The organism is Glycomyces niveus (assembly GCF_017592475.1).
GTDB lineage: Bacteria > Actinomycetota > Actinomycetes > Mycobacteriales > Micromonosporaceae > Glycomyces > Glycomyces niveus.
Window position 1 is genome coordinate 51,991 of record NZ_JAGFNP010000005.1, and the last position, 25,828, is coordinate 77,818.

Genomic DNA, 25,828 nt, shown 5'->3' on the forward strand with positions numbered 1-25,828 from the left:
TCTCAGCGGTACGCGCCGCCGGAGCCGCCCGCTTGCCGCTGCCGCTGCTCCATGAGGTCGAGGATCTGCGCGGCGAGGTCGGCCGCGCCGTAGTCGATCTGCGAGCGCACGCGCTCGGTCATCGTCGTCCACTGCCGCGTCAGGCCCGGCCGCCGTTCCAGTGCGTCCCAAACGAACTCGAGTTCCGGGGCGGTGCGGGCGCCCGCCGACCACAGGTGCAGGAGGTGGTCGACGACGGGCCGGAGCGTGCGCAGCGTGTGCCGCGAGTCCTCGCCGATCTTCGCGAGCGCGACCCGCGCGGCGACGGCGGTGAGCAGCCAGTCGTGGACGGCCAGGTCCTCGGCGGCGGCCGCCACCTGCTCGGGGTCCACCGGGCCGGTGACGATGCGCAGCCGCCGCCTGTCGTTGCCCGCCAGCCGGAACGCCACCGTCTCGCCTTTCGACGGGTCGGTGATCGCGGCCCAGCGCAGCCGGGTGGACCCGGTCTTGATCGGCGGGCGCTGGTCGAACATGGGCCGGGCGAGCACGTCGTGGATCGAGTGCCGGGCGACCGCGGCGGTGTCGAGGAGCTTGCCGCGGTCGGCGCGCTGCTCGGCGATGAGGTACCCCTCGGCGAGGCGGTGCGCGTCGAACTTCCCGATGGTCTCGAGCGTGCCGGGCTTCGACAGGTAGTACGACCAGGGCATGCGGCGGGGGTGCTGCGAGAGCGACACGGACGCCCACGCCGACCCTTGGAGGAGCTGCCCGCCGGTGAGGACCGCGCGCGAGGCGACGGAGCCGACGGCGCGGAGCGACCCGTTGCGGTCGTCCGCTTCCCCCTGCTGGCTGTCGGGCTTGGGGCCCAGCGGGAACCGGCAGTCGACGCCGTGCAGGAGCACCGGGGAGGCGGTGTGCGGGACGGGGCGCGCCCATTGGACGACGCTCTCGCCGACCGCGAGCGAGAGGGCCGCGCGGGCCTCCTCGGGCGTGAGCGGGCGCGAGTGCGGCAGCAGGGCGGTGTGGATCTCGCCGACGACGAGCATGGGCGGTCGCTCCGTTCGTATTGGGCGGGAAGGCTCTCGCTAGTCGCGCTCCCGGTGTTCGGTGATGGCGAGGCCGTGGCCGTCCGGGTCGCGGAAGGCCGCGGCCCGCATCTGGTAGTTCTGGCCCAGCAGCGCGGTGCGCGGCAGGTGCAGGAACTCGACGCCGGCCTCGTTCATCTCCGCGAACGTCGCGTCGATGTCGCCGACCTCGAAGGTCAGGTGCATGACCCCGGTCTCGCCGGGCGGCGCGTCGGGCCGCTCCCACAGGAGGATCTTGCCGAACCCGGCGTCGAGGACGGCGGCCTCGTCGGTGCGGTCGGCGATGTGGAGTCCCAAAGCGTCCGTGTAGAACTCGACGGACCGCTGCAGGTCGGCGACGACGAGCGTGGCGGCCACGTCGGTGACGTCGGTGCCGTTGATGCGCTGCTCGGAGAGGAGCAGGCCGGCCAGGTCCTGGGCGAGGCTGCTGCCTTCCTCCGAGGTGCGCTGGCGCGGCGGCGTCGGGGCCTTCAGCTTCGTGACGGCTTCGGCGATCGGCCCCTTGGGGGGGCTCGGTTCGGGCGCGGGCGGCGCGGCGGCGGTCTCGGTGCCGCCGTTCCCGTTGCCGCCCTTGGCGTCGCCGCCGATCAGCTCGCTGGGGAGCGTGAACGCCCCGGCGGGCAGGCTGCTCGGCGGCGGGCTCGGCAGCGGCGCGGACTCGGCGAGCGGCGCGGAGGTCGGCGGCTCCTCCTCTTCCTCGATGAGTTCGGCGTCGACCGGTTCGGTGATGAGCGTCCGCCCAGGAGCGGCCGCGATGACCGTGTCCGATTGGAGCTCAACGGGTTCGACGATGACGACGGCGGGCGGCGGCTCGGGGGGGCGCACCGGCTCGGGCTGCGGCGCCGGCACCTTCAGCGCTTCCTCCACCGGCGCGGTCGCGGTCGCCGTGGGGGCGGTCTCGGGGCGCGACGGCTCGAACAGGTCGTCCAGCGAGCCGGGCGCCTGTTCCTTGACCGCGGCGGGGCGCGGCGGGTCGTCTTCGACGATGAGGTCCTCGAGCCGGTGCTGCCCGATGAGCGGCGGGACCGGGACCGGTTGCGGGAAGCGCCGCGCCGAGTGCTCGACGGTGACGAACGCGATGCAGCCCGCGAAGCAGGCGAACGCGAACACGGCGATGACGATGCTCTGCGCCCCGACCGCCATGGAGGCCAGGAAGAGCGAGACGACCAGTAAAGTGATCGCGCCGACCGCGTGGGAGGTGCGCCACCGCATCCGCCTGTCGCCGTTGAGGGTCGTGCCGATCGCCTCGCCGCCGGCCGAGTGGTGCTGGCGGGCGTGGAGGTCCTTCATGGCGTGCTGGTTGATCGCCCACCAGCGCGCTTCGCGGGAGCGGCGCTGCTGGTCGAGCAGGAGCCGCTGCTGCCGGAGCTGCTCGGCGGTCATGCCCCGGGCGGTCGGCTGGCGTCCGGTGCGGGGCATCGCCTTGCCGGGTGCGGCCTTGCGGGCGCCCGGCTGCGCGCCCTTCTTGGGGACGGCGCCCTTGGCGCCGCCCTTCGCGCCGCCGCGCGCGGCCCCGCCTTTCGCGCCGCCCCTGCTGGGCGACTTGGAAGGCCGCGGGGCCGGCCTCGGGGGTTGGCTACCGCCACGTGCCATCGGGGACACCTCATCCACAACTGGGAGAACCGGGTTGCAACGTGAATCGTACGTGGGTGAGGCAACGGACACAACATCCCTTACGATGACAGCCAGAATCCGACCGAGACTTTCGAGGAGTCCTCCCGTGGCCGAACAGCGCACGCTCGTCCTGATCAAACCCGACGCCGTCCGGCGCGGGCTCATCGGCGAGGTCCTGTCCCGCCTGGAGCGCAAGGGGCTGCGCGTCGAGGAGCTGCGGCTGCGGACGATGGACGCGGCCCTCTCGGACGCGCACTACGCCGAGCACGTGGGCCGCGAGTACTACGACGGGCTGAAGACGTTCATGACCTCGGGGCCGCTGGTGTCCCTGGTCGTCTCGGGCGACGAGGCGATCCCGGTGGTGCGGAAGCTGGCGGGCGCGACCGACGGGCGCAAGGCCGAGCCCGGCACGATCCGCGGCGACTTCTCCGTGTCGAACCAGCAGAACCTCATCCACGCCTCGGACTCGGAGGAATCCGCGAAGCGCGAGATCGACCTCTGGTTCGCGTCTTAGGACCGCGCCGCTGACGACGCTGGCAGCGGCACGGAGTTCTTACGGGATCAGCTGCGGCCCACCAGGTTCGGCGGTGACGTGGGACGGATGAGCGCGGCCAGGTCCTCGGGCGTGTCGACGTCGAGCGGGTCGCCCGGGCACGGGACCTCCCGCACGAGCCGCGGGTGCGCGGCGAGGAAGTCGCGCGCGCCGCGGTCGCCCGAGGCGCCGGCGGCGATCGCGTCCAGGTGCTCGCGCGCGAAGTACATCGGGTGCGCGCGCCGCCCTTCATAGGTGGCGACGGCGACCGAGGCGCCCGCTTCGGCGGCGGCGATGACGAGCCGGACCGCTTCGGGGACGATGCGCGGCTGGTCGACGAGGGTCACGACGACCCCGTCGTACCGCTCCGGGACCGCCGCGAGCCCCGCTTTCAGCGAGGTCGCGAGCCCCTGCCCCCACCGCCGGTTCAGCACCGGCGTGAACGCCTCGGTGGCGGCGGCGAGCGCCTGCTCGGCCCCGGCGCCGAGGACGGCGAGGACCTGCCGGCACCCGCCGGCGTGCAGGGTCGCGACCGCCCGGTCGAGCAGGCTGCGGCCGTCGAACTCGGCCAGGGCCTTCGGTCCGCCGAAGCGCCGTCCGGCGCCCGCGGCGAGCACCAGCCCCGCGGTGTTCTTCATGTGTTCCCCCCTTCCGCGGCCCCGGGTCGGGGCCGCGTTCACTCCAGGCTCACCGCGAGGGCGAGGTCCATCCGGTCGAGAGGGTTGCGCAGGTCGCGGCCGGTGAGCTCTTCGACGCGGCGCATGCGGTACCGGACGGTGTTGACGTGCAGGTGGAGGCTCGCGGCGCACTGGCGCCAGGAGCCGTCGCATTCGAGGAACCGCCGGAGGGTCGGCAGCAGGTCGGAGCGGTGCCGGGCGTCGTATTCGAGGAGCGGGTCGAGGACGCGGGTGCGGAAGGCCCGGCTGACGTCGGCGGGGACCGCGGCCAGGAGCATCCGGTGCGACACGAGGTGGTCGGGCTCGGCGACGTCGACGCCTCCGGGGCGCGGCTGCGCGAGTGCCGCCGTGTGCCGGGCCTGCTCGAGCGCCCCGCACAGGCCCGCGGGGGAGCGCACCGGGTCGGCGACGCCGACGCTGACCGCGCCGCCCCCGCCCATCCCGGACAGGACCTTCGCGCACTGCCGGGACCATTCCAGGAGCCGGGGCCGCTCCTCGGCCGAGCCGGCCTCGCCCGCGAGCACCGCGACCGTCTCGTCCCCGAAGCTCGCCCAGGCCGCGACGGGCGCCTCCAGCGAGTCGCCCGCCTGGACCGCGACCGCTTCCGCGACCACGACCTCCCGCAGCGCCGCCGGTTCGCCGACGGCCGCGATCACGGTGACGCTCCCGCCCGAAGGGAGGCCCGCCGAGCGCATCAGGTGCTCGTCGACGCGGCCTTCGCGCAGGGCGGTGACAAGTTCGACGTGCGGTGCGGGCCGCACCGCCGGGTCGTCGAGTTCAAGCATGAGCAGGGCCGCCAGCTGCTCGGCGACGAGCCGCCGCTCCGGCGCCCACCGCGTGTGGTCGTCGTCGATCACCAGGAACCGGCCCGTGTGGAGGGTCGAGCCGATCCCGAACACCGAATAGGCCCGGTGCCGGTCGAGCGTCACCTTCTGCGGCAGCCGCTCCGAGGCGTGCGCCCGCGCCACCACCGCGGCCCGGTCCGTCTCGCCGAGTTCGAGCCCCCCGCGCAGCGCCCGGCCCGTGGGCGACAGCACCAGGCACTCCATGCCCAGTTCACCGCGGATCAGCTCCAGGATCTGCCCGATCCCGTCGGCCGCGATCAACCGCCGGTGCCGGTCCAGCAGCGACGCCAGGTCGCCCGAGCGGCCCGCCGAGAGCCGCTGCACGATCCGCTCGGTGATCTCCGCGAACGCCACCGCCGCGTCCACCGCGAACAGCGGCAGGTCGTGCCGCGCGCACGCGTCCACCAAGTCCACCGGCACCGAAGGGAACTCCGGGTGGTCGCCCGCGCCGAGCGCCGTCACCCCCGCCGCGATCAGGTTGCGCACGTAGGCGTCCGAATCGGCCTCGGCCCGGCGCCACATCAGGCCGGTGAGCACCAGCTCGCCGCCCGAGAGGTACCGGCGCGGGTCGTGCATGTCGGTGGGCACCACCCACCGGATCTCCCGGTCGAGGTGGTGGCGGCCCGAGACCAGGGTCAAGCCCAGCTCGGGCATCTGCAGCAGTGAACGGAGTCGCATGGTGGCCCCCAGGGGTCCGGCCTTCACAGGCGCGTCGGGACGCGGTAGGCCACTCCACCATAGCGCCGCCCACCTGGCGCCTTTGGACGATCCTCCAGCATTTAACGGCCGGGAAACCAAGCTTTCATAGCCGAACACAGTGCCCCCGGCCCCGGGTTTCCGCTTCACTTATCCCACACGGCCCGTTCGTGCGACGGTGAGGGCGACCCGCCGTCTACAGGGAAGGGAGCGCGAGACGCCGATGTGGACTCTCGGAGCGTTCAACACCGCCGGCACCGGCGACGCGATCGCCGCGCTCACCGCCTGCTGCGCCTCCCGCGCCTGGGCCGCGAAGCTCGCCTCCGGCCGCCCCTACGCCACGTTCGCGGCCCTGCGCGCCACCGCCCTCGCTGGTTTCGACGAACTCGACGACGCCGAACTCGCCGTCGCCCACGCCGCCCACGCCCCCATCGGCCGGCCCAAACCCGCCGACGAGGACCACTGGTCGCGCGGCGAGCAGTCCCGCGCGCTGGCCGCCGACGAGGCGGTCAGGGCCGGACTCGCCGAGGCGAACGCCGCCTACGAGCGGCGGTTCGGGCAGGTCTTCCTCATCTGCGCCACCGGCCTCACCGGGGAGCAGATCCTCGCCGAGGCCAAGCGCCGCTTGGGCAACGACAACGCGACCGAGCACCGCGAGGCGACCGCCGAACTGCGCAAGATCGTCGACCTCCGCCTCGCCAAACTCTTCAAGGAGGCGCGGCCGTGAACGGCACGAGCACGATCTCCACGCACGTCCTCGACGCCGTCGCGGGCCGCCCCGCCGAAGGCGTCCCCGTCACCCTCTTCCGGCCGGACGGCGACGGCCTCACCGCGATCGCCTCCGACACCACCGACGCGGACGGCCGCATCACCGGCTGGGCCACCGCGCCCGGCCCCCACCTCATCCGCTTCGACACCGGCGCCTGGTTCGCCGCCCGCGGGGTCGACACGTTCTACCCGGAGGTCGCCGTCGCGTTCACCGCCGCCGCGGGCCACAGCCACGTGCCGCTGCTGCTCAGCCCCTTCGCCTACTCCACGTACCGGGGGAGCTAGCCATGTCGTTCACCTTGGGCCCCAACAACTACGGCAAGTCCGGGATCCGCCTGGTCCGCGTCGGGCGCGAATCCTCCCGCCACGACCTGCGCGACCTCACCGTGCACACCGCCCTCTCGGGCGACCTCGACGCCACCCACTACCGCGGCGACAACACCGGCGTCCTCCCCACCGACACCCAGAAGAACACCGTGTACGCCTTCGCTCGCGACGGCGTCGACGCGATCGAGACCTTCGCCGAACGCCTCGCCCGCCACTTCGTCGACGCCACCCCGTCCATCACCCGCGCCCGCGTCCGGATCGAGCAGCACCACTGGACCCGCATCGGCGACCACTCCTTCACCCGCGGCGAAGGCGGCGAACTGCGCACCACCGAAGTCGCGTACGACGGCCGGACCGCGACCACCACCGCGGGCGTCACCGACCTGCTGCTGCTCAACACCACCGACTCCGCGTTCAGCGGCTTCCTCGTCGACGAGTACACGACCCTGCCCGAGACCGACGACCGCATCCTCGCCACCGCCGTCACCGCCGCCTGGGACTACCAGGCCGAAGACCCCGACGACGCGTTCTACGAGCACGCCTTCACCCGAGCGCGGGGCGCCCTCCTCGCCGCGTTCGCGGACACGCACTCGCTCTCGCTGCAACAGACCCTCTACGCCGTCGGCGAGCGCATACTGAAGGCGATCCCCGAGGTCGGGGAAGTGCGGCTGTCCATGCCGAACCGGCACCACTACCTGTACGACCTCGACCGGTTCGGACTCGACAACCCCGGCATGGTCTTCCAGGCCGGAGACCTGCCGTACGGGCTCATCGAAGGCACCGTCCGCAGGGAGGAGGCATGAGCCAGACCACCGCCCCCTTCCACACCCCCGCCGACCTCGCGGAGGCGCTGCGGCTCCTCGCCGCGCACCCCGAGGCCGTCCCGGTCGCGGGCGGCACCGACCTCATGGTCGCCGTCAACTACCGGCTCACCCGGCCCGCCGCGATGCTCGACCTCACCCGCCTCGCCGAACTGCGCGAATGGACCGACGAAGGCGACGCGATCCGCATCGGCTCCGGCGTCCCGTACGCCAGGATCACCGCCGAGCTCGCCACCGTCCTGCCCGGCCTCGCCGCCGCCGCCCGCACCGTCGGCTCCCCCCAGATCCGCAACCGCGGCACCCTCGGCGGCAACCTCGCCACGGCCTCCCCGGCCGGCGACGGCCACCCGCCGCTCCTCGCGACCGGCGCCGACATCGAGATCGCCTCGGCCCGCGGCACCCGCACCGTCCCCGTGGAGGCGTTCTTCACCGGCCCCAAACGCAGCGTCCTCCAACCGGGCGAACTCATCACCGCCGTGACGGTGCCGAAAGCCGCCGGACCGCAGCAGTTTCTCAAAGTGGGCACCCGCAACGCCATGGTCATCGCCGTCTGCTCGCTCGCGGTCGCCCTCGACCTCGACGCGCGCCGCCTCGGCACCGGCATCGGCTCGGCCGGGCCCACCCCGCTCACCGCGCCCGACGCGAACCTGATCGAACTCCCTTGGGGGCGAACCGGATTGTTCAACGACGCCCTCGCCGAGGAGTTCGGCCGCCGGGTCGCGGCCGCCGCGCGCCCCATCGACGACGTGCGCGGCACCGCCGCCTACCGGCGGCACGCCCTGGCGGTGTGCGCCGCGCGGGCGCTGCGCCGGGTCTGGACCGCCGCGCACGGAGGGAGCGGACGATGAGAGTGGAGATGCGCGTCGACGGCGAGCCCGCGGCCGCCGAGATCGACCGGCCCGGGGAGAGCCTCCTCGCCACCCTGCGGGACCGGCTCGGCCTCTACGGCACCAAGAACGCCTGCGAACAGGGCGAATGCGGCTCCTGCACGGTCCTCCTCGACGGCGACCCCGTATGCGCCTGCCTCGTCGCCACCGCGCAATGCGAAGGGCGCGAAGTCAAGACGGTGATCGGGGCCGTGCCCCGGCCCGTGCGCGACGCGTTCATCGCCTGCGGCGCCGTGCAATGCGGGTTCTGCACCCCCGGCCTCCTCGTATCGGTCGCCGACCTGCTCACCCGCGAGGCCGACCCGAGCGACCTGCAGATCCGCGAGGCGCTGGCCGGGAACCTGTGCCGGTGCACCGGCTACGAGAAGATCATCGACGCCGTGCACGCCGCCGCCGAGACCATGGCCGGCGCGGTACCCGACCAGGCGCCCGCCCGCGCCCACCTGCGCCACGACCAGTGGATCCGACTCGCCGGCACCCCGCGCACCGCGGGCGACTCCAGGGAGGACGCGCCATGACCGCCCTCGTCATCGAGCACGCCGCGATCGCCGCGGTCGACGCCGCCGGGACCGAACACCGGCAAGGCCACCTCGTCGCCGAGAACGGCGTCATCACCGCCGTCGGCGCGGGCCCGGCCCCGCGCATCGAAGGCGCCCAGGTGATCGACGGCGCCGGCTGCCTCGCCACGCCCGGCCTCGTCAACACCCACCACCACCTCTACCAGTGGGCCACCCGCGGCCACGCCACCGACCACTCCCTCTTCGAATGGCTCGTCGACCTCTACCCCGTGTGGGCCCGGATCGGCCCCGCGCACGTCGCCTCCGCCAACACCGCCGGCCTCGCCTGGCTCGCCCTCTCCGGCTGCACCACCGCCGCCGACCACCACTACATCTACCCGAACGGCCACGCCGCCGACCTCGTCGACGCCCAGATCGAAGCCGCCCGGCGGATCGGCCTGCGCCTCCACCTCGCCCGCGGCTCCATGGACCGCGGCGTCAGCGACGGCGGCCTCCCGCCCGACCACCTCGTCGAGGAGATCGACGCCGCCCTCGCCGCCACCGCCGAAGCCGTCGACCGCCACCACGACCCCGCCCCCGGCTCGATGCTCCGCATCGCCGTCGCCCCCTGCTCCCCCTTCTCCGTCTCCACCGACCTCCTCCGCGAATCCGCCGCACTCGCCCGCGACAAGCACGTCCGCCTCCACACCCACCTCTGCGAAACCCTCGACGAAGCCGAGTTCTGCGCCCAGGTCCACGGCTGCGACCCCGTCGAGTACATGGAGAAGGTCGGCTGGATCGACGCCGACGCGTGGCTCGCCCACGCCGTCCACCTCTCACCCGACGCCCAGCGCCGCCTCGGCGCCGCCGGCACCGGCGTCGCCCACTGCCCCTCCTCCAACGCCCGCCTGGGCACCGGCCTCGCCGACGTCCCCGCCATGCTCGACGCCGGCATCCCCGTCGGCCTCGGCGTCGACGGCGCCGCCAGCCAGGAAGCCGGGCACCTCGGCGAAGAACTCCGCCAGGCCGTCTACACCGCCAGGCAGCGCAAAGGCCCCCACGCCATGGACGCCCGCACCGCCCTGCGCCTCGGCACCATCGGCGGCGCCCGCGTCCTCGGCCGCGACGCCGAGATCGGCTCCCTCGAGACCGGCAAGCAGGCCGACATCGCCCTCTGGGACCTCACCGGCCTCGGCCACGCCGGCATCGCCCACCCCGTCGCCGCCCTCGTCCTCGGCCCGCCCGCGCCCCTGCGCCTCCTCACCGTCGCCGGCCGCCCCGTCGTCGAACGCGGCGAACTCCGCACCGCCGACACCACCGAACTCGCCCGCGACCTCGCCGCCGCCAGCGCGAACCTCCGGGAGGCCCGCGATGCCTGAACCCGCCGCGAACACCTTCGCGCCCCCGCAGACTCCGACCCCGCCGACAAGGGCAGCCGGCGGGGTCGGGACCCCACGCCCCGGAGGCGTCGGGTCCAGCCCCACCCGCCCCGACGCCGAAGCGAAGGTCAACGGCGCCTTCGACTACGCCTCCGACCTCGAATTCCCCGGCATGCTCTGGGGCCACACCCTCCGCAGCCCCCACCCCCGCGCCCGCATCCGCGCCATCGACCCGGCCGCCGCCCTCGCCATGCCCGGCGTCGCCGCCGTCCTCACCGCCGCCGACGTCCCCGGAAAACGCCACTACGGGCTCATCGAGGCCGACCAGCCCGTGCTCGCCCTCGACGAAGTCAACTACCAGGGCGAACCGGTCGCGATCATCGCCGCCGACACCCTCGACCTCGCCCGCCTCGCCGCCGCGGCCGTCGCCGTCGACTACGAGGTCCTCGAACCCCGCTGCGACCCCGAGGCCGCCGTCGAAGCGGGCGACTACTTCCGGTACCAGCCCGTGCGCCTCGGCGACCCCGACGCGCAGCAACCCGCCGCCGTCGTCACCCGCGAATACGTCGTCGGCATGCAGGACCAGGCGCCGCTCGGCCCCGAATCCGGGATCGCCGTGCCCGCCCTCGACGGCGGCGTGGAACTGTACGTCGCCACCCAATGGGTCCACGCCGACCTCGAGCAGCTCGCGCCCTGCCTCGGCCTCGAACCCGACCGCGTCCACATGGCGATCGCCGGGATCGGCGGCGCGTTCGGCGCCCGCGAAGACCTCTCCGTCCAGGTCCACATGGCGATGCTCGCGCTGGCGACCGGCCGCGCGGTGAAGATGATGTACGACCGCGCGGAGTCCTTCGTCGGCCATGTGCACCGCCACCCGGCCCGGATGCGCTACGAGCACGCCGCCGACGCCGACGGGAGGCTCCTCTATGTGAAGGCCCGCATCGTGCTCGACGGCGGCGCGTACGCCTCGACGACCGAGGCCGTGGTCGGCAACGCCGCGTCACTCGCGGTGGGGCCCTACGAGGTCGAGCACGTGACCGTCGACGCGTGGGGCGCGCGCACGAACAACCCGCCGTGCGGGGCGATGCGCGGGTTCGGCGGCGTCCAGACCTGCTTCGCCTACGAGTCGCAGATGGACGCGCTCGCCGAGGCGCTCGGCCTGGACCCGCTCGAGTTCCGGCGCCGCAACGCGGTCGCCCAGGGCTCCAAGCTCATCACCGGGCAGGTCGTCGACGCGTACGACCCGGGCCGGGCCGACCGCGGGCGGCCGTTCTCGCCGCTCGCCGACATGCTCGGCCGCGTCAAGGACATCCCGGTCCCGGCGGTGCCGGTCGGCCGCGACATCGTCGACCTGCCGGGCGGCACCGGCAACACGACGCACGGCGAGGGCGTGCGGCGCGGCGTCGGCTACGGCGTCGGCCTCAAGAACGTCTGCTACTCCGAAGGGTTCGACGACTACTCGACCGCGAGCGTGCGGCTCGAACTCGTCGACGGCGCGACGGTCGCTTATCTGCACACCGCCGCCGCCGAAGTGGGGCAGGGGCATTGGAGCCTGCAGGCGCAGATCGCCCGCACCGAGCTCGGGGTCGACCGGGTCGAGCTGCTGCCGAACGACACGAAGGCCGGCTCGGCCGGGTCTTCGTCGGCGTCGCGCCAGTCGTACATGACCGGCGGCGCGGTGAAGGCCGCGTGCGAGGCCGTGCGCGAACTCTGGCGGGACCGCGACCTCGCGGACGGCCCGATCGAGGCGACCCGCGTGTTCCGCCACCGCGCCACGAAGCCCATGGACCCCGTTACGGGCCAGGGCGAATCGCACGTCCAGCTCGCCCTGTGCGTACACCGCGCCACTGTGGACGTCGACGTGGAGCTCGGGCTCGTGAAGGTCGTCGACCTGACGTGCGTGCAGGACGTCGGGAAGATCATGAACCCGGTCGCGCTCGAAGGCCAGATCCACGGCGGCTCCGCGCAGGGCCTCGGCCTGGCGGTCATGGAGGAGATGATCACCCGGGACGGGCGCGTCATGAACGCCTCCTTCACCGACTACCTCATCCCCACGATCCTCGACATGCCGCGCATGCGGCTGCGCATCGTCGAGAACGCCGATCCCGAAGCGCCCTACGGACTCCGCGGGGCGGGCGAGCCGCCGACGCTCTCCTCGACGCCCGCGATCGTCGCCGCGATCCGCGACGCGACCGGCCTACCGCTCAACCAGATCCCGGTCAGGCCCGAGCACCTGACCGCCCACTTCGGGAGGCAGCCATGAGGGACATCGCCGCGACACTTCGCGCCTGGATGCAGGACGGGAAGCCGTTCGCGCTCGCCTCAGTCGTCGGCACCACCGGCTCCTCGCCGCGACCGCTGGGCACCGCGCTCGCCGTCGACGGCGAGGGGACCGCGGTGGGCGGCGTGTCGGGCGGCTGCGTCGAGGCGGCCGTGTACACGCGCTGCCAGGAGGTCCTCGAGACCGGTGCGGCCGTGACGGACTCGTTCGGCTCCACCGAGGAGGAGCGGTTCTTCCTGGGCATCACGTGCGAGGGCTCGATGGACGTGCTCTCGGTCAGGGTCGAACCGGGCGACACCGCGATCGCCGCCGCCCTCGACGCGATCCTCGCGGGCGAGGCGGTCTCGCTCGTGCGCGCCGTGGACGGCCACGACCTCGGCGCCGCGGTCGCGATCAGCGCCGACGGGTTCACCGGCCCCCTCGAACTCGGCGCGATCGACCTGCCCGCGACCTCGGGCCGGGTGGGCCGCTTCGCGGTCGAGGTCTACACGCCGCCTCCGGACCTGTTCATCTACGGCGCGGTCGACTTCGCGGCGCCGATCGTGCGGATCGCCCGGAGCGTCGGCTTCCGGGTCACCGTGTGCGACGCGAGGCCGGTGTTCGCCACGGAGATCCGCTTCCCCGATGCCGATGCGCTCGAGGTGGCGTGGCCGCACCGGCACTTCGAGGGCATCGCGGTGGACGCGAGGACGGCGATCGTGGTCCTCACCCACGACGAGAAGTTCGACCTGCCGCTGCTGGAACGCGCGCTCGTCTCCGATGCCGGCTACATCGGCGCCCTCGGCTCGCGCGCCACCCACCGCGACCGCCTCGACCGGCTCCGCGAAGCAGGCGTCGGCGAGGACGCCCTCGCCCGCCTCCGCGCCCCGATCGGCCTCGACCTCAACGGCCGCACCGCCGAAGAGACCGCACTGTCGATCGTCGCCGAAATCGTGGCCGTCCGCAACGACGCCCGCGCCGGCTTCCTCAAGGAGGCGAAGGGTCCGATCCACCACTGAGCGGAGGCAGCGCCGCCGAGCATCGGCGACCGGCGCACCGCTCGCAGCGGCAACGCCACCGACCCGAGGAAACCGCGAACCGCGGCTCGAACCGCACCGGCGTCGGCACCGGAGGAGCCGCCGCGATCGGGGCGGCAGCGGCGACCGGGCCGCCAAGGCGCTCACCGCCGCTGAAACGGCCACCCGAATCCGATACCGAAGGAGCCAACGATGGTCCACATGTTCCTCAACGGAGGCGGCATGAAAGGCGGCAACCTCCACCACCTCATCGGCGGCGCGCCCTTCGTCGGCCCCGCGAAGACGCTGCCGATCTACCGCCTGCATTCAGTCGGCGACGACCATCCAGCGCTCCAGCTCGCGCCCGAAGGCGAAGGCGCGGCGATCGAAGGCGAGCTCTACGACATCGACCTCGCCGTCCTGCGCACCTCCCTCCTGCCGGCCGAACCGGCCGACCTCGAACTCGGCGTCGTCGGCATGGCCGACGGCACCGAAGCGCTCGGTATGCGGCTGCGCGACGACTGCGCCGCCCTCCCCGAACTCATCGACATCACCGCCCACGGCTCCTGGCGCGCCTACCGCGCCGCGAAAGCCGAGGCCTCATGAACCGCCCGCACCGCCGCAGGGAGCCGCACCGGCGCATGGAACCGCTCGGCCGGTCGCAAGGCGCGGCCCGAGGCCCGCTTCTGCGCGGTCGCGTTGCGCCGCACCGGTTCGGCGACCGCTGCGAGCCGGCAGCGGTCCGCGCCGCCGGCAGCGCTCCAACCCGAGGGCGCGCCCGCCCCCGATCGCCAGGCGCCCATCGGACGGGCCCACCGCACCGGAACCGCGCGGTGCCGCCCGAACCGCGCTTGCCTTCGCGATCGCCGCCCGCCCCTCCCTCTCCTCTCGTATCCATTCGAGCACCTGGAGTCACCATGATGACCGACCCCTACGACATCGCCGCTCCTGTCGTCTACGACCTGGTGCTCCGCTCCCGCCGGACCGTGCTTCCCGACGGTGAGCGGCCCGCCGCCGTCGCCGTTGCGGGCGAGCGCATCGCGGTCATCGGCGGCTACGACGAACCGATCCCGGCGCACCGCACCGAGGACCTCGGCGACCTCGTGCTCATGCCCGGCCTCGTCGACACGCACGTCCACGTCAACGAACCCGGCCGCACCGAATGGGAGGGCTTCGCCACCGCCACCCGCGCCGCCGCCGCGGGCGGGGTCACCACCATCGTCGACATGCCCCTCAACAGCCTCCCGCCGACCGTCGACACCGCCGCCCTCGCCGCCAAGCGCGCCGCCGCCGCAGACCGGCTCTGGGTCGACACCGGCTTCTGGGGCGGCGCGGTCCCCGGCAACGACCCCGACCGCAAGGCCCTCCACGACGCCGGCGTCTTCGGCTTCAAATGCTTCACGGCCCCTTCCGGAGTCGACGAGTTCCCGCCCCTCGACACCGCCGGACTCCACCGCGCCTGCGCCACGGTCGCCGCCCTCGACGCCCTCCTCCTCGTCCACGCCGAAGACCCCGCCCATCTCCACGACACCCCGCCGGCAGTGCAAATCGACGGCTCGCAAGCGTCGCCGAAGGGGGACTTCGACCGGTTCCTCGCCACCCGGCCCCCCGAAGCCGAGACCAGCGCGATCCGCGAGGTCATCGCCGCCGCCCGTGCGACCGGCGCGCGCGTCCACGTCCTCCACCTCGCCGCCGCCGAAGCCCTCGCCGACATCGCCGCCGCCAAACGCGACGGCGTCCGCATCACCGCCGAGACCTGCCCGCACTACCTCACCCTCGCCGCCGAACGCGTCCCCGACGGCGACACCGCCTTCAAATGCTGCCCGCCGATCCGCGGCGAAGCGAACCGCGAAGCGCTCTGGGAGGGACTCCTCAACGGCCGCATCGACATCGTCGTCTCCGACCACTCGCCCAGCCCGCCCGGCATGAAGACCGGCGACTTCGCCACCGCCTGGGGCGGCATCGCCTCCCTCCAGCTCGGCCTCCCGGTGATGTGGACCGAGGCGCGCCGGCGCGGCCTCGCGCCCGCCGACCTCACCCGCTGGATGAGCACCGGCCCCGCCGAACTCGTGGGCCTCGACCGCAAGGGCCGCATCCGGACCGGCGCCGACGCCGACCTCGTCGCCTTCGACCCCGAGCACGCGTGGACCGTCCGCGCCGCCGACCTCCTCCACCGCCACCCCGTGACCCCGTACGACGGCGCGACCCTCACCGGCAAGGTCGTCTCGACCTGGCTGCGCGGCGCACCCGTCGACACCGACGCGGCCCCCCGCGGCCGCCGACTGCGAAGGAGCCCCCGATGAACGGCGTCCAGCCCGAACCCCCCGACCCCGCGAGCCCGGACGACTGGCGGGCCCTGCCCGACCTCGCCGCCCGCGCCCTCGGCGGCGCCGTGCTCGCCGCCAACGACGACTCCTTCGCCGAGAAGGAGAACCTCATCCGCCCCTACCCCGTCCTCCACCAGCCCCGCACCTTCGGCCACAAGGGACAGCTCTACGACGGCTGGGAGACCCGCCGCCGCCGCGACAGCGGCACTGGCGACGGCGGCGGCCACGACTGGGCGATCATCCGCCTCGGCGCCCCCGGCACCGTCGCCGGCATCGTCGTCGACACCGCCTACTTCACCGGCAACTACCCGCCCCGCGTCTCCGTCGACGCCTGCCGCGCCGACGGCCACCCCGGCCTCACCGAGATCCTCGACGCCGACTGGCGCCCCCTCGTACCCGTGTCAGACGCCAAGGGCGACAGCGTGAACGAATACGCCGTCCAGGACACCCGCCGCTGCACCCACGTCCGCCTCAACATGCACCCCGACGGCGGCATCGCCCGCCTCCGCGTCCACGGCACCCCCGTGCCCGACCCGGCCGGCTTCGCCGACCTCCCCCTCGACCTCGCCGCACTCGCCAACGGCGCCAACATCAGCGGCGCCTCGAACGCCTTCTACTCCAACCCCGTCGGCGCGATCATGCCCGGCCTGCCCACCAGCCAGGCCGACGGCTGGGAGACCGCCCGCCGCCGCGAACCCGGCCACGAATGGCTCGACGTGCGCCTCGCCGGACGCGGCGTCATCCGCGTCGCCGAACTCGACACCACCCACCTCAAGCACAACGCCCCCGGCTGGGCCGCGATCGAAGCCCACGACGGCGACATCGTCTTCGAACTCCTGCCCCGCACCAGACTCCAACCCGACACCCCGCACCGCTTCGTCCTCCCCAACGACCGGCCCGCGACCTCGGTGCGGCTCAACATCTACCCCGACGGCGGCATGGCCCGCCTGCGCCTCTACGGCCGCCTCACCGACGAGGCGCTCGCGGCAATGCGACGGCGCTTCGAGGAGCCGTAGCGCTATCCTGCGGCGATGACCGAACCCGCAGCGACGCCCACCGAGACCACCGCCGAGGACTTCTTCCGCACCGAGATCCGCGCCGGGCGCATCGTCAAGACCGAACCGAACACGAAAGCCCGCGTCCCCGCCTACAAGCTCTGGATCGACTTCGGCGACCACGGCGTCAAGCAGTCGAGCGCCCAGATCACCGCCCGCTACAGCGCCGAGGAACTGGTGGGGCGCATGGTGGTCGCCGTGACCAACTTCCCGCCGCGGCGCATCGCGGGCTTCAAATCCGAGGTGCTGGTCCTCGGCGTCCCCGTCGAAGGCACCGATGCAGTCGTGCTGCTGGCCCCCGACGCCGACGTCCCGCTCGGCGCCCGGATCGCCTAAGCCCGGATCGCCGTGTACACCGTGTTGGACGAACGCCCGCCCGTGTAGGGGTTGTCGAACCAGACCCGCTTCGCCTTCACCCCGGCGAAGACCCCCATCAGCACCGTCATGAACTCCGGCGCGGGCGGGTCGTCCGACCAGATCGCGAACACGCCCTCCGGCTTCAGGTGCGCGGCCATCGCCCGCAGCCCCTCCTCGGTGTAGAACGCCGCGTGCGGCGAATGCAGGAACCGGCTGGGGGAGTGGTCGATATCGAGCAGGATCGCGTCGTACTGCCGGCCCGGCCGCTCCGGATCGAACCCCTCGGCGCTCATCGCCGCCGCGAAGAAGTCCGCGCACACCAGCCGCACCCGCTCGTCCGCTGCGAGACCCACCGTGTCCGGCAGGAGGTCCCGCTCATGCCAGTCGATGACCGCCTCCGAGTACTCGACCACCTGGAGCTCGCGCACCCGCGGATCCTCAAGGGCCGCAAGCGCGGTGTAGCCGAGGCCGAGACCGCCCACGATCACGTCGAGGTCGCCGTCGGCCGCCACCCGGGCGAGGCCGAGGTGCGAGAGCTCCCGCTCCGCGACGGTGAACAGGCTCGACATCAGGAACTCGTCGTCGAGCTTGACCTCGTACACCTCGGCCCGCACCTCAGGGTCGAACCGCCGCCGCAGACTGATCTCGCCCATCGGCGAATCACGCCAGCCCAGTTCCTCGAATCGCATCGTCACCGCACCATCGAACCATCAAAGGCCCAGCGTGCCGCGACCCGCACCCCGCTAATAGCCGTCGGTGACCACGTTCAGGAGCGGCTCGCCCGCCGCGAAGCGCCGGATCTGGTCGCCCACCCGCGGATACACCCGCTCGATGAACCCGTGGACCGCGCCGCCCACATGCGGCGTCACGATCGCCCCCTCCAAGCCCCACAGCTCGTGGCCGGGCGGCAGCGGCTCCGGCTCGGTCACGTCGAGCGCGCACCGCAGCCGCCCCGAAGCGACCTCCGCCGTCAACGCGGCCGTGTCCACGATCTTCCCCCGCGCAGCGTTCACCAGCAGCGCGCCGTCCCGCATCCGCGCCAGGAACGCCGCGTCCACCAGGCCCTCGGTCTCCGGCGTCAACGGCACCATGACCACCACGACGTCCGCCTCCGGCAGCAGCCCCGGCAGGTCCGCGAGCGTCCCGACCCCCGGCCGCGCCGACCGCGCCACCATCGACACCCTCATGCCCGAGGCCTCGAACCGGCGCGCCACCGCCGCACCGATCGACCCCGCACCCAGGACCACCGCGGTCTTCCCCGACAGCGTCGTACCCCAGGACACCTCCCACCTGCCCTCGGACTGGTTGCGGGCGAACACGTCCAACCGCCGCACCGACGCCAGCGCCGCGGCCATCACCCACTCGGCCGTCACCTCCGTGTGCGCGCCCCGGTTGTTGCACAGCAGCACGCCTTCCGGCACATGCGGCACCCAGTTCTCGACGCCCGCGCTGAGCAGCTGCACCACTTGCAGATTCGGCATGTCCTGCAGCACCGGCGGCGTCGAATACGACATGCCCGGCAGCGTCGCCTTCGGCGCCGCGGGCGGCACCAGGAACTCGACGCCTCCCGGGTCGGACGGGAAGTCACCGCCGTCGTACACCTCGACGACCACACCGTCGGGCACCGGACCGAGCCGGTCGAGCCCGGCCTCATGGGGGATCCAAGCTTTCATGCGGCCATCGTAGGGACCGCCGCCAGCCGCGCGGCAAGGCCGACCCCGACGCGAGAACCGGTCACAGCCGAACGCCCCCGACCGACGCCGCCCTCACCACCCGTTGCGGCGCAGCTCCAACCGGAACAACGCCCCGCCCTCCGGCGCATCGAGCACCGAGACCCGGCCCTGATGCTCCGACACCACGTCCTGCACGATCGCCAACCCCAGCCCCGCACCGCCCTCATCGCGGCTCCGCGACTCGTCGAGCCGCACGAACCGGTCGAAGATCCGCCGCCGCTGCCCCTGCGGCACACCATTGCCGTCATCCGCGACCTCCAGCCGCACCCACGCCTCGTCAACACCCGCCAACCGCACCGACACGCCCGCCTCCGCATGCCGCTGCGCGTTCGCCAGCAGATTCCCGACCGCCCGCGCCAAATGCCCGCGCACACCCCACACCGTCAAGTCCTCCTCGACCTCGAGCCGCACCGGCACCCGATCCGTCGCCGCCCGCCGCGCCACCTCCTCCCGCACCAGCTCTGTGAACGGCACGTCCACATGCGGCGGCCGCTCCCCGGCGTCCAGCCGCGCCAACAGCAGCAGATCGGTGGCCAAGTCCTGCAACCGCGTCACATCGCCCAGCGTCGCATCCAGATCCAGCAGCTCCGGGTGCTCGCGCGCGATCTCCAACTGCGTCCGCAGGATCGCGAGCGGGCTGCGCAGCTCATGCGAGGCGTCGGCGACGAACCGCCGCTGCTGCGCCACCGCCGCGTCGAGCGCCGCCAACGTCATGTTCGTGGTCCTCGCCAGGCTGTGGATCTCGTCGCGGCTCGCGGGCACCGGCACGCGCTGGCTCAGGTCGCCGCCGGTGATCTCGATGAGCTTCGTCTGGATCGCCCGCACCGGCTTGAGGGCGCGACGCACCACTAGCCAGGTGACCACGGCGACCACGAGCAGCAGCGGCGCCAGCGCCCAGGTCATGGTCGCCTCGACGCTGTTGATCGCCTCCTCTTGGGTGGCAAGGGAAGTGCCGGAGTAGACGCGGTACTCCGCGCCGTCCGGGGCGGTGGCCGCGAGCGCGGCGAACCGGTAGTGCTCGCCCTCGCCGGGGACGGTCACGGTCTCGAAGGCGATCCGCGACCCGACCGCGCCGCCGGCGGCCGAGGTCGTCGTCTCGGCCGCGGGCGTCGCTGCGGTGTCGCCGGAGGCGGGGGTGTCATCGTCGTCGTCGGAGTCGTCGTCGCTGTCGTCGTCCTGGCCGTCGTCATCGTCATCGTCGGACTCGGCGTCGTCGCTCGTCTCGACGGGCGCAGCGGGACTGGTGGTCTCGACGGGGTCGGGTTCGGGTGCGAAGTCGCCCAGCGCATCGGCGCCCGCGAGGTCGTCGCTGGCCGCGACCACGGTGCCGGCCGCGTCCACGATCTGCACGAGTTCGTCGTCGTCGGGCAGCTCGATCGCCGAAGGCGCGGTGCCCGAGGCGATCTGACTGGCGACGGACCGGGCGCCGACCTCGGCGGTGAGTTCGGCGCGGCCGAAGAGGTTGTCGCGCAGGAGCGCCACGACCAGGACCCCGGCGGCGACGAGGGCGACCGCGACCACCAGGGTCGCCCCCAGGGTGGCGCGCGCCCGCACCGAATCGGGCCGCCAGAACGGCTTCTTGCCCTCGGCCTTCCGCATGGCCCGCCGGACCTCGGCGCGCAGCGCGCGCGCTTCGCGCTTCGTCCTATCCACCGTCGGCCGCCAACCGGTAGCCGGCGCCGCGGACGGTCGCGATCGAGGCGCGCCGGTAGGGGGCGTCGATCTTGCGGCGCAGGTTGGAGATGTAGACCTCCACGATGTTCACATCGCCGTCGAAGGCGAAGTCCCACACGTGGTGCAGGATCTCGGTCTTGGACACGACCTCGCCGGCGCGGCTCGCGAGGTACTCGAGGACGGAGAACTCCTTGGAGGTGAGCTCGATCCGCGTGTCGCCGCGGCGGCAGGAGCGGGTCGCGGGGTCGACCTGGAGATCGCCGAACCGCCACACGGTGGGCGCGGCGGCGGCCGACCGGCCGCGGCGCATCATCGCGCGCAGGCGCGCTTGGAGGACCACGAAGGAGAACGGCTTCGTGAGGTAGTCGTCGGCACCGGTGTCGAGGCCTTCGGCCTCGTCGTATTCGCCGTCCTTGGCGGTGAGCATGAGGATCGGGGTGGCGATCCCCTCCTGCCTGAGGGCGGCGCAGACCTGGAAGCCGTTCATGGCCGGCAGCATGATGTCGAGGATGATCGCGTCGTAATCGCCGATGCGGGCCATCGACAGGCCGGTCCGGCCGTCATGGGCGAGGTCGACGGCGTAGCCCTCGGCCGTCAGCCCGGCGGCGACCATCTTGGCCAGCCGCTGCTCGTCTTCCACCATCAGCAATCGCATGTCCCGAAGCTTGACACAGCGAACCTGAAGCCAACCTGAAGTCGCTCGCGGACACGCTGATCCGGCCCCTGCCAGGGAGAACACCCGATCCCGCCCCCTGATGACCCCTTTCCTGAAGACGGCTTCAGGTGACTTCAGCTTGGCTTCAGGTTCGGGGGCGCATCGTTGCCGACATCAGATCAGCACACCAGCGAGAGGACACGAGATGAACGCTCCGACCGACACCCAGGCCCCGATCCCCGGCCAGCCCGAGGCCCCGCAGCGCCGCCGCTTCCGCGGCCGCCAGCGCACCCTCGTGATCGCCGGCGCCGCGGGCGTCCTCCTCCTCGGCGGCGGCACCGCGGCGGCCTTCGCCGCCGACGACCTCGACGACCGGGACGACCGCAACGGGCAGGCCGCGGACGACCGCTACGACGACGACCGGTATGACGACGACAACGGCACGGACGACGACGACTTCGCCCTCCCGGACGGCGCCATCGGTGAAGACGCCGCCGTCGAGGCCGCGCTCGCGGAGGTCCCCGGCGAGGTCTACGACACCGACCTCGAAGGCACGGTCGACGCCCCGGTCTGGATCGTCGAGGTGCGGGACGCCGACGGCGCCGAATGGGACGTCGCGGTCGACGCCTTCGAAGGCACGGTCGCCGACGTCTTCTCCGACGACGACGCGAACGACGATGACGGCGACGACGACAACGGCTCCGACGACGACGGCGCGGACGACGACCGCGACGAAGACGATGACAACGACGACCAGGACGACGACAACGACTAACTGAACAGCACCGCCCGGCCCCTCGCGGGCCGGGCGGTCGCCGAAGCACTCGGCCGGGCTCCGGCCTCCACGAACGGAGGCCGCTGGACCGAGAAGAGACTCCGCGGCCTCACGGCTTCGCCCTCACGAAGCGACCGCAGGCCGCCGCCGATCCGCAACGCGGATCCGCAGACCGAAAGCGAGCCGGTCCGACCGGAAGCCGAGCATCATGCCGGCGACCGGTCCCGGCTCCGCACATCAGGGTGGGTGGGGTGGGGGGAGGGGCCCTCCCCCCCAGTGCCGTCACTTCACTCGGTAAGTGAGGCAGGCGAACTGGCCGACGCTGCGCGCGTCGGTGAGTTCGAGGTGGTGCGAGAGGATGCGGCGCGGCAGGAGCGGTGCGCCGTCGCCGAGGAAGACCGGCGCGAGCGAGGCGCGGATCTCGTCGAGGAGGCCGGCGTCGAAGAACTGGCCGACGAGGTCGCCGCCGCCGACGATCCACCGGTCCTTGTCACCCGCGGTCTCGACCATCTCGGCGTGGATCTTCGCCACCTCGCCGGAGACGAACCGGATGTCCTTGCCCGGCACCGCAGGGAGATCGCGGGTCGTGAACACCCACACCGGCGCCTCGTACTGCCACTTGTCCGGGTGCTCGACCAGGTGCTCGTGCTCGAGGATCCATTCGTAGGTGGTGGAGCCCATGCAGATCGCGCCGACTCCGGCGAGGAACTCGCCGAACTCGTCGAGCGGCGTGTCGGTGTCGCCGCCCTCATCCTCCGGGTGACCGCCCGGCACGGTGAAGAGCCATTCGAGCGAGTTCTCCGGGTCCGCGAGGTAGCCGTCGATGCTGGTCGCTGTGTTGTACACGGTTTTCGCCATCCCGACAGCCAATCACGGACCGCCGACACCCCGCCGCCGAACCCGTTCGAACACCCTGGACGTCACGGGACTCATTGCGGCCCAAGCCGGTCGAAGCTTCCCGCAGACCCGTCAGGCGAGAGGGCGGCGCTCCGCGCGCCGCACGCCGCGAACACCGGCGCTCCCGACGAAGCGCCCCGCCGTTATGTCAGGTTTCCGACACTACCCGTTTTAGGCAGTAAAGCGCTCTTCATCGTAATTAGGTTGAGATCACGTCATACGACGTGATCACGAGCAAGTCCACCAAAGGGGTGATCCTGGTAATGAAGAAGTTCTTCACTGCCATCGGCGTCATGGCGGCCGCCTTCGCGCTGTCGCTCTCCGCCGCATCGCCGGCCACCGCGGTCCGCCCGCCCGGACCCATCCACGCGCCGACGCCCGTCAAGTCGCGGATCGAGAGCACCGCCACGGTCGACGGCGAAGTACCGGACGCCGCCGTCGAGCAGCGGACCTGCCGGGCCCGCTTCGCCGAGGGCGTCAACCACCGCCGCCTCGCCGAAGTCGGCGCCACGATCCTCGAGGTCATCCCGGCCGGCACCTGGGTCCCCGTCTCCTGCGAGCGCCGCGCCGGCGGCGAGTACAGCGCCTGCGGCCTCACCAGCGACTACTGGATGGAGGTCTACTGGAACGGCGCCTGGGGCTACAGCGCCTGGTCCTGCGTCAGCGAATGGGAGTACACCTCGTAGCCGTCCTGAAAGCCCGCACCGCAAAAGGGCCCGGGGAGCGCCATCGCGCTCCCCGGCCCTCCACGTCAATGCGCGACCCTCACGCGGTCAACCGCAGCACGTTCCCGATGATCCGGTGCCCGTGCGCGCCCGCCGCCGTCAGGATCGACTCCGGGTGGAACTGCACCCCGAACCAGCGCTTCCCGGGCGCCTCGATCGCCATGACGACCTCGTCGATCGCCGCGGTCGGCGCGAAATCGCCCTTCACCTCGTCGGGCGTGGCGTACAGCGAGTGGTATCGCGCCGCGGTCACCTCGTCGGGCAGCCCGTCGAACAAGCCGCCGCCGGTCACCTTCACGTTCCCGGGCTTGCCGTGGCTCGGCTGGTCCAGCAGCGACAGCGAACCGCCCGCGTGCTCGACCATCGCCTGCAGCCCCAGGCACACCCCGAACGCCGGCAGGCCCCGCCGCTCGATCTCGTCGAGCAGGCCCGCCGTGCCGAAGTCGCGCGGCCGCCCCGGGCCGGGCGAGAGCACCACCAGGTCGGGCGCGGTCTCGTCGAGGACCTCCGCGGCGTCGAACCCGAACCGCAGCGTCGTCACCTCGCACCCGTGCTGGCGGAAGTAGTCGCCGAGGGTGTTCACGAACGAGTCCTCGTGGTCCACCAGCAGCACCTTGCGGCCGTTGCCCGCAGGCCCGCCCGCGACCTCGATCGGCTCGGGCACCGCGGCCGCGGCGCCGATCCCGCCCGCCGCGGTCTCCAGCAGCGCCCGCGCCTTCAAGTGGGTCTCGGCCTCTTCGGCGTCCGGGTCGGAGTCGTACAGCAGCGTCGCGCCCGCGCGCACGCACGCCACGCCGTCGCGGATCTGCGCCGTCCGCAGCGTCAGCCCGGTGTTCATCGACCCGTCGAACCCGACGAAGCCCACCGCGCCGCCGTACCAGCGCCGCGGCGTCGTCTCCTGCTCCTCGATGAACCGCATCGCCCACGTCTTCGGCGCGCCGGTCACCGTCACCGACCACATGTGGGTGAGGAACGCGTCCAGCGCGTCCATGCCCTCCCGCAGCCGCCCCTCGACGTGGTCCACGGTGTGGATCAGCCGCGAGTACATCTCGATCTGCCTGCGCCCCAGCACCTTCACCGACCCGGGCACGCACACGCGGGCCTTGTCGTTGCGGTCCACGTCGGTGCACATCGTCAGCTCCGACTCCTCCTTCGCGGAGCCGATGAGCGCCTTGATCTGCGCCGCGTCGTGCAGCGGGTCGTCCCCGCGCGCGATCGTCCCCGAGATCGGGCACGTCTCCACCCGGTCGCCCGAGACCCGCACGAACATCTCCGGCGACGCGCCCACCAGGTACTCGCGGTCGCCCAGGTTGAACAGGAACTCGTACGGCGCCGGATTCGCCACCCGCAGCCGCTCGTAGAACGCCGTCGGCGAATCGCACTCGGCGTACATCTCATGGCCCGGTACGACCTCGAACAGGTTGCCCGCCTTGAACTCCTCGCGGGCGCGGCGCACCGTGTCGGCGTACACGCCCGGCACCGGCCCCTCCGGCACCGACGCGGCCCGCACGTAGTCGAGCGACTCGGTCTCGCGCGGCAGCCCCTTCGTGGAGCGCCCGCCGAACGAGAAGTCGTACCGGCGCACCTGCGCGGTCTCGCGCTTGCGGTCGACCACGTAGAGCTCGTCCGCCAGGTGCAGCACCAGGTCGCGGGCGTCCGCGGGCCGGTCCTTCGCGAACGGGATCGGCTCGAACTGGTAGGCCAGGTCGTACCCGAACGCGCCCCACAGCCCCAGGTACGGGTCGTCGCACTTGAGCGCGTCGAGGATCACCCGCAGCGCCGAGAACGCCGTCGGCAGCTTCGAGCGCAGCTCCTCCGGGACGCGACCGGTCGGCGTCGGCACCTGGACGCGCACCTCGCGGTCGTCCCGGGTCACCTCCCCGACCCCGGACGCGGCCAGCGCGTCGGCGAGCACGTCGACGAGGAGGAACCCGCGGGCGTTGAGCTGGCGCACCGTCACCTCGCGGCCGCGCGCCACGACCTCGAGCGACGGGTCGACGTAGGCGAGGTGGTAGCGCGAATACCGGCCCGGGTACTCCATGCCGCTCGAGAGCACCCCGCCGCGGCGCGTCTCGACCTGCGCGACGATCGGCGTCAGGTCAGGGTCGTCGAGCTCGGCGACGGTGCGTTCGACCGCCACTCCGGCGGGTGTCAAGAACTTGGTCATCGGCCCTCTCCATGGGTTTCAGGTCCCGACTCGAGGCGGCCGACCCCGGATACGACGAAGCGACCGCCTCCGAGACGGTCGCT

24 protein-coding genes and 1 pseudogene are annotated in these 25,828 nt (G+C 72.9%); 15 read left to right on the forward strand and 10 right to left on the reverse strand.

The annotated features are described in order from the left end of the window. Window positions 1–2: 2 nt before the first annotated feature. Both J5V16_RS10800 and J5V16_RS10805 read right to left on the reverse strand, forming a co-directional pair. On the reverse strand, window positions 3–1,022 hold the full coding sequence (locus J5V16_RS10800) for an SCO2521 family protein (protein WP_208496234.1): 1,020 nt from the start codon (window positions 1,020–1,022) through the stop codon (window positions 3–5). A gap of 39 nt (window positions 1,023–1,061) precedes the next feature. Continuing rightward, window positions 1,062–2,654, reverse strand: coding sequence for a VOC family protein (locus J5V16_RS10805; protein WP_208496235.1), 1,593 nt, complete (start codon window positions 2,652–2,654; stop codon window positions 1,062–1,064). Window positions 2,655–2,739: 85 nt separating this feature from the next. Here J5V16_RS10805 and ndk point away from each other — a divergent pair, with 85 nt between their 5' ends. Beyond that, window positions 2,740–3,189, forward strand: a complete 450-nt coding sequence (ndk, locus tag J5V16_RS10810) for a nucleoside-diphosphate kinase (RefSeq protein ID WP_208496236.1) — start codon at window positions 2,740–2,742, stop codon at window positions 3,187–3,189. A gap of 47 nt (window positions 3,190–3,236) precedes the next feature. Here the strand turns inward: ndk and J5V16_RS10815 are convergent, their stop codons facing one another. Both J5V16_RS10815 and J5V16_RS10820 read right to left on the reverse strand, forming a co-directional pair. Next, the gene (locus J5V16_RS10815; protein ID WP_208496237.1) at window positions 3,237–3,845 is read right to left on the reverse strand and encodes a nucleotidyltransferase family protein; all 609 of its coding nucleotides are present in this window, start codon (window positions 3,843–3,845) and stop codon (window positions 3,237–3,239) included. A 38-nt stretch (window positions 3,846–3,883) separates the two neighbouring features. Next, window positions 3,884–5,407 carry a PucR family transcriptional regulator gene (locus tag J5V16_RS10820; RefSeq protein WP_208496238.1) on the reverse strand — a complete coding sequence of 508 codons (1,524 nt, stop codon included), beginning with the start codon at window positions 5,405–5,407 and terminating at the stop codon, window positions 3,884–3,886. A gap of 241 nt (window positions 5,408–5,648) precedes the next feature. Here J5V16_RS10820 and uraD point away from each other — a divergent pair, with 241 nt between their 5' ends. The 12 genes and pseudogenes from uraD to J5V16_RS10880 all read left to right on the forward strand — a co-directional run bounded on the left by uraD (window position 5,649) and on the right by J5V16_RS10880 (window position 17,098). Then, window positions 5,649–6,152 (forward strand): 2-oxo-4-hydroxy-4-carboxy-5-ureidoimidazoline decarboxylase, encoded by a 504-nt coding sequence (uraD, locus tag J5V16_RS10825; protein WP_208496239.1) that lies wholly within the window; start codon window positions 5,649–5,651, stop codon window positions 6,150–6,152. Next, window positions 6,149–6,478 carry a hydroxyisourate hydrolase gene (uraH, locus tag J5V16_RS10830; RefSeq protein ID WP_208496240.1) on the forward strand — a complete coding sequence of 110 codons (330 nt, stop codon included), beginning with the start codon at window positions 6,149–6,151 and terminating at the stop codon, window positions 6,476–6,478. Before uraD ends, uraH begins: the two co-directional genes overlap by 4 nt. A 2-nt stretch (window positions 6,479–6,480) precedes the next feature. Further along, window positions 6,481–7,323 (forward strand): factor-independent urate hydroxylase, encoded by an 843-nt coding sequence (pucL, locus tag J5V16_RS10835; RefSeq protein ID WP_208496241.1) that lies wholly within the window; start codon window positions 6,481–6,483, stop codon window positions 7,321–7,323. Beyond that, window positions 7,320–8,189, forward strand: a complete 870-nt coding sequence (locus J5V16_RS10840; protein WP_208496242.1) for an FAD binding domain-containing protein — start codon at window positions 7,320–7,322, stop codon at window positions 8,187–8,189. Before pucL ends, J5V16_RS10840 begins: the two co-directional genes overlap by 4 nt. Beyond that, a pseudogene (locus J5V16_RS10845) lies at window positions 8,186–8,641 on the forward strand ((2Fe-2S)-binding protein); the annotation flags it as partial. The gene J5V16_RS10840 and the pseudogene J5V16_RS10845, both read left to right, overlap by 4 nt. 101 nt (window positions 8,642–8,742) lie before the next feature. Further along, window positions 8,743–10,104, forward strand: a complete 1,362-nt coding sequence (locus J5V16_RS10850) for an 8-oxoguanine deaminase (protein WP_208496244.1) — start codon at window positions 8,743–8,745, stop codon at window positions 10,102–10,104. Then, complete coding sequence (locus tag J5V16_RS10855) at window positions 10,097–12,367, forward strand: molybdopterin cofactor-binding domain-containing protein (RefSeq protein ID WP_208496245.1); 2,271 nt, start codon at window positions 10,097–10,099, stop codon at window positions 12,365–12,367. Before J5V16_RS10850 ends, J5V16_RS10855 begins: the two co-directional genes overlap by 8 nt. Further along, the gene (locus J5V16_RS10860; RefSeq protein WP_208496246.1) at window positions 12,364–13,383 is read left to right on the forward strand and encodes an XdhC family protein; all 1,020 of its coding nucleotides are present in this window, start codon (window positions 12,364–12,366) and stop codon (window positions 13,381–13,383) included. Before J5V16_RS10855 ends, J5V16_RS10860 begins: the two co-directional genes overlap by 4 nt. Before the next feature lie 210 nt (window positions 13,384–13,593). Further along, window positions 13,594–13,986 (forward strand): allophanate hydrolase-related protein, encoded by a 393-nt coding sequence (locus tag J5V16_RS10865; protein WP_208496247.1) that lies wholly within the window; start codon window positions 13,594–13,596, stop codon window positions 13,984–13,986. Between the two features lie 311 nt (window positions 13,987–14,297). Continuing rightward, window positions 14,298–15,683 carry an allantoinase AllB gene (gene allB, locus J5V16_RS10870; protein ID WP_243901048.1) on the forward strand — a complete coding sequence of 462 codons (1,386 nt, stop codon included), beginning with the start codon at window positions 14,298–14,300 and terminating at the stop codon, window positions 15,681–15,683. After that, window positions 15,680–16,723: an allantoicase gene (gene alc, locus J5V16_RS10875; RefSeq protein WP_208496248.1), complete on the forward strand. Its 1,044-nt coding sequence runs from the start codon at window positions 15,680–15,682 to the stop codon at window positions 16,721–16,723. Before allB ends, alc begins: the two co-directional genes overlap by 4 nt. Before the next feature lie 15 nt (window positions 16,724–16,738). Continuing rightward, a complete protein-coding gene (locus J5V16_RS10880) occupies window positions 16,739–17,098 on the forward strand; it encodes a tRNA-binding protein (RefSeq protein WP_208496249.1) in 360 nt (119 codons plus the stop codon). On the opposite strand, the gene J5V16_RS10885 is transcribed toward J5V16_RS10880, so the two are convergent. The 4 genes from J5V16_RS10885 to J5V16_RS10900 all read right to left on the reverse strand — a co-directional run bounded on the left by J5V16_RS10885 (window position 17,095) and on the right by J5V16_RS10900 (window position 21,181). Then, window positions 17,095–17,814, reverse strand: a complete 720-nt coding sequence (locus J5V16_RS10885) for a spermidine synthase (RefSeq protein ID WP_208496250.1) — start codon at window positions 17,812–17,814, stop codon at window positions 17,095–17,097. The two genes, J5V16_RS10880 and J5V16_RS10885, sit on opposite strands and share 4 nt — an antisense overlap. Before the next feature lie 48 nt (window positions 17,815–17,862). Next, window positions 17,863–18,792 (reverse strand): 2-hydroxyacid dehydrogenase, encoded by a 930-nt coding sequence (locus J5V16_RS10890; RefSeq protein ID WP_208496251.1) that lies wholly within the window; start codon window positions 18,790–18,792, stop codon window positions 17,863–17,865. Between the two features lie 93 nt (window positions 18,793–18,885). After that, a complete protein-coding gene (locus tag J5V16_RS10895) occupies window positions 18,886–20,505 on the reverse strand; it encodes a sensor histidine kinase (protein WP_307792924.1) in 1,620 nt (539 codons plus the stop codon). Then, window positions 20,498–21,181, reverse strand: a complete 684-nt coding sequence (locus J5V16_RS10900; protein ID WP_208496252.1) for a response regulator transcription factor — start codon at window positions 21,179–21,181, stop codon at window positions 20,498–20,500. The genes J5V16_RS10895 and J5V16_RS10900 overlap by 8 nt, the downstream gene beginning before the upstream one ends. A 205-nt stretch (window positions 21,182–21,386) precedes the next feature. On the opposite strand from J5V16_RS10900, the gene J5V16_RS10905 reads away from it, so the two are divergent. Further along, a complete protein-coding gene (locus tag J5V16_RS10905) occupies window positions 21,387–21,956 on the forward strand; it encodes a PepSY domain-containing protein (RefSeq protein ID WP_208496253.1) in 570 nt (189 codons plus the stop codon). A 282-nt stretch (window positions 21,957–22,238) separates the two neighbouring features. Here J5V16_RS10905 and J5V16_RS10910 read toward each other — a convergent pair whose 3' ends face one another. Continuing rightward, entirely contained in the window at window positions 22,239–22,814 is a 576-nt protein-coding gene (locus J5V16_RS10910) for a dihydrofolate reductase family protein (RefSeq protein ID WP_208496254.1), read from the reverse strand. 302 nt (window positions 22,815–23,116) lie between these two features. On the opposite strand from J5V16_RS10910, the gene J5V16_RS10915 reads away from it, so the two are divergent. Then, on the forward strand, window positions 23,117–23,539 hold the full coding sequence (locus J5V16_RS10915; RefSeq protein WP_208496255.1) for a hypothetical protein: 423 nt from the start codon (window positions 23,117–23,119) through the stop codon (window positions 23,537–23,539). Between the two features lie 79 nt (window positions 23,540–23,618). Here J5V16_RS10915 and J5V16_RS10920 read toward each other — a convergent pair whose 3' ends face one another. Beyond that, window positions 23,619–25,745 carry an anthranilate synthase component I gene (locus J5V16_RS10920; RefSeq protein ID WP_208496256.1) on the reverse strand — a complete coding sequence of 709 codons (2,127 nt, stop codon included), beginning with the start codon at window positions 25,743–25,745 and terminating at the stop codon, window positions 23,619–23,621. Between the last annotated feature and the right edge of the window lie 83 nt (window positions 25,746–25,828).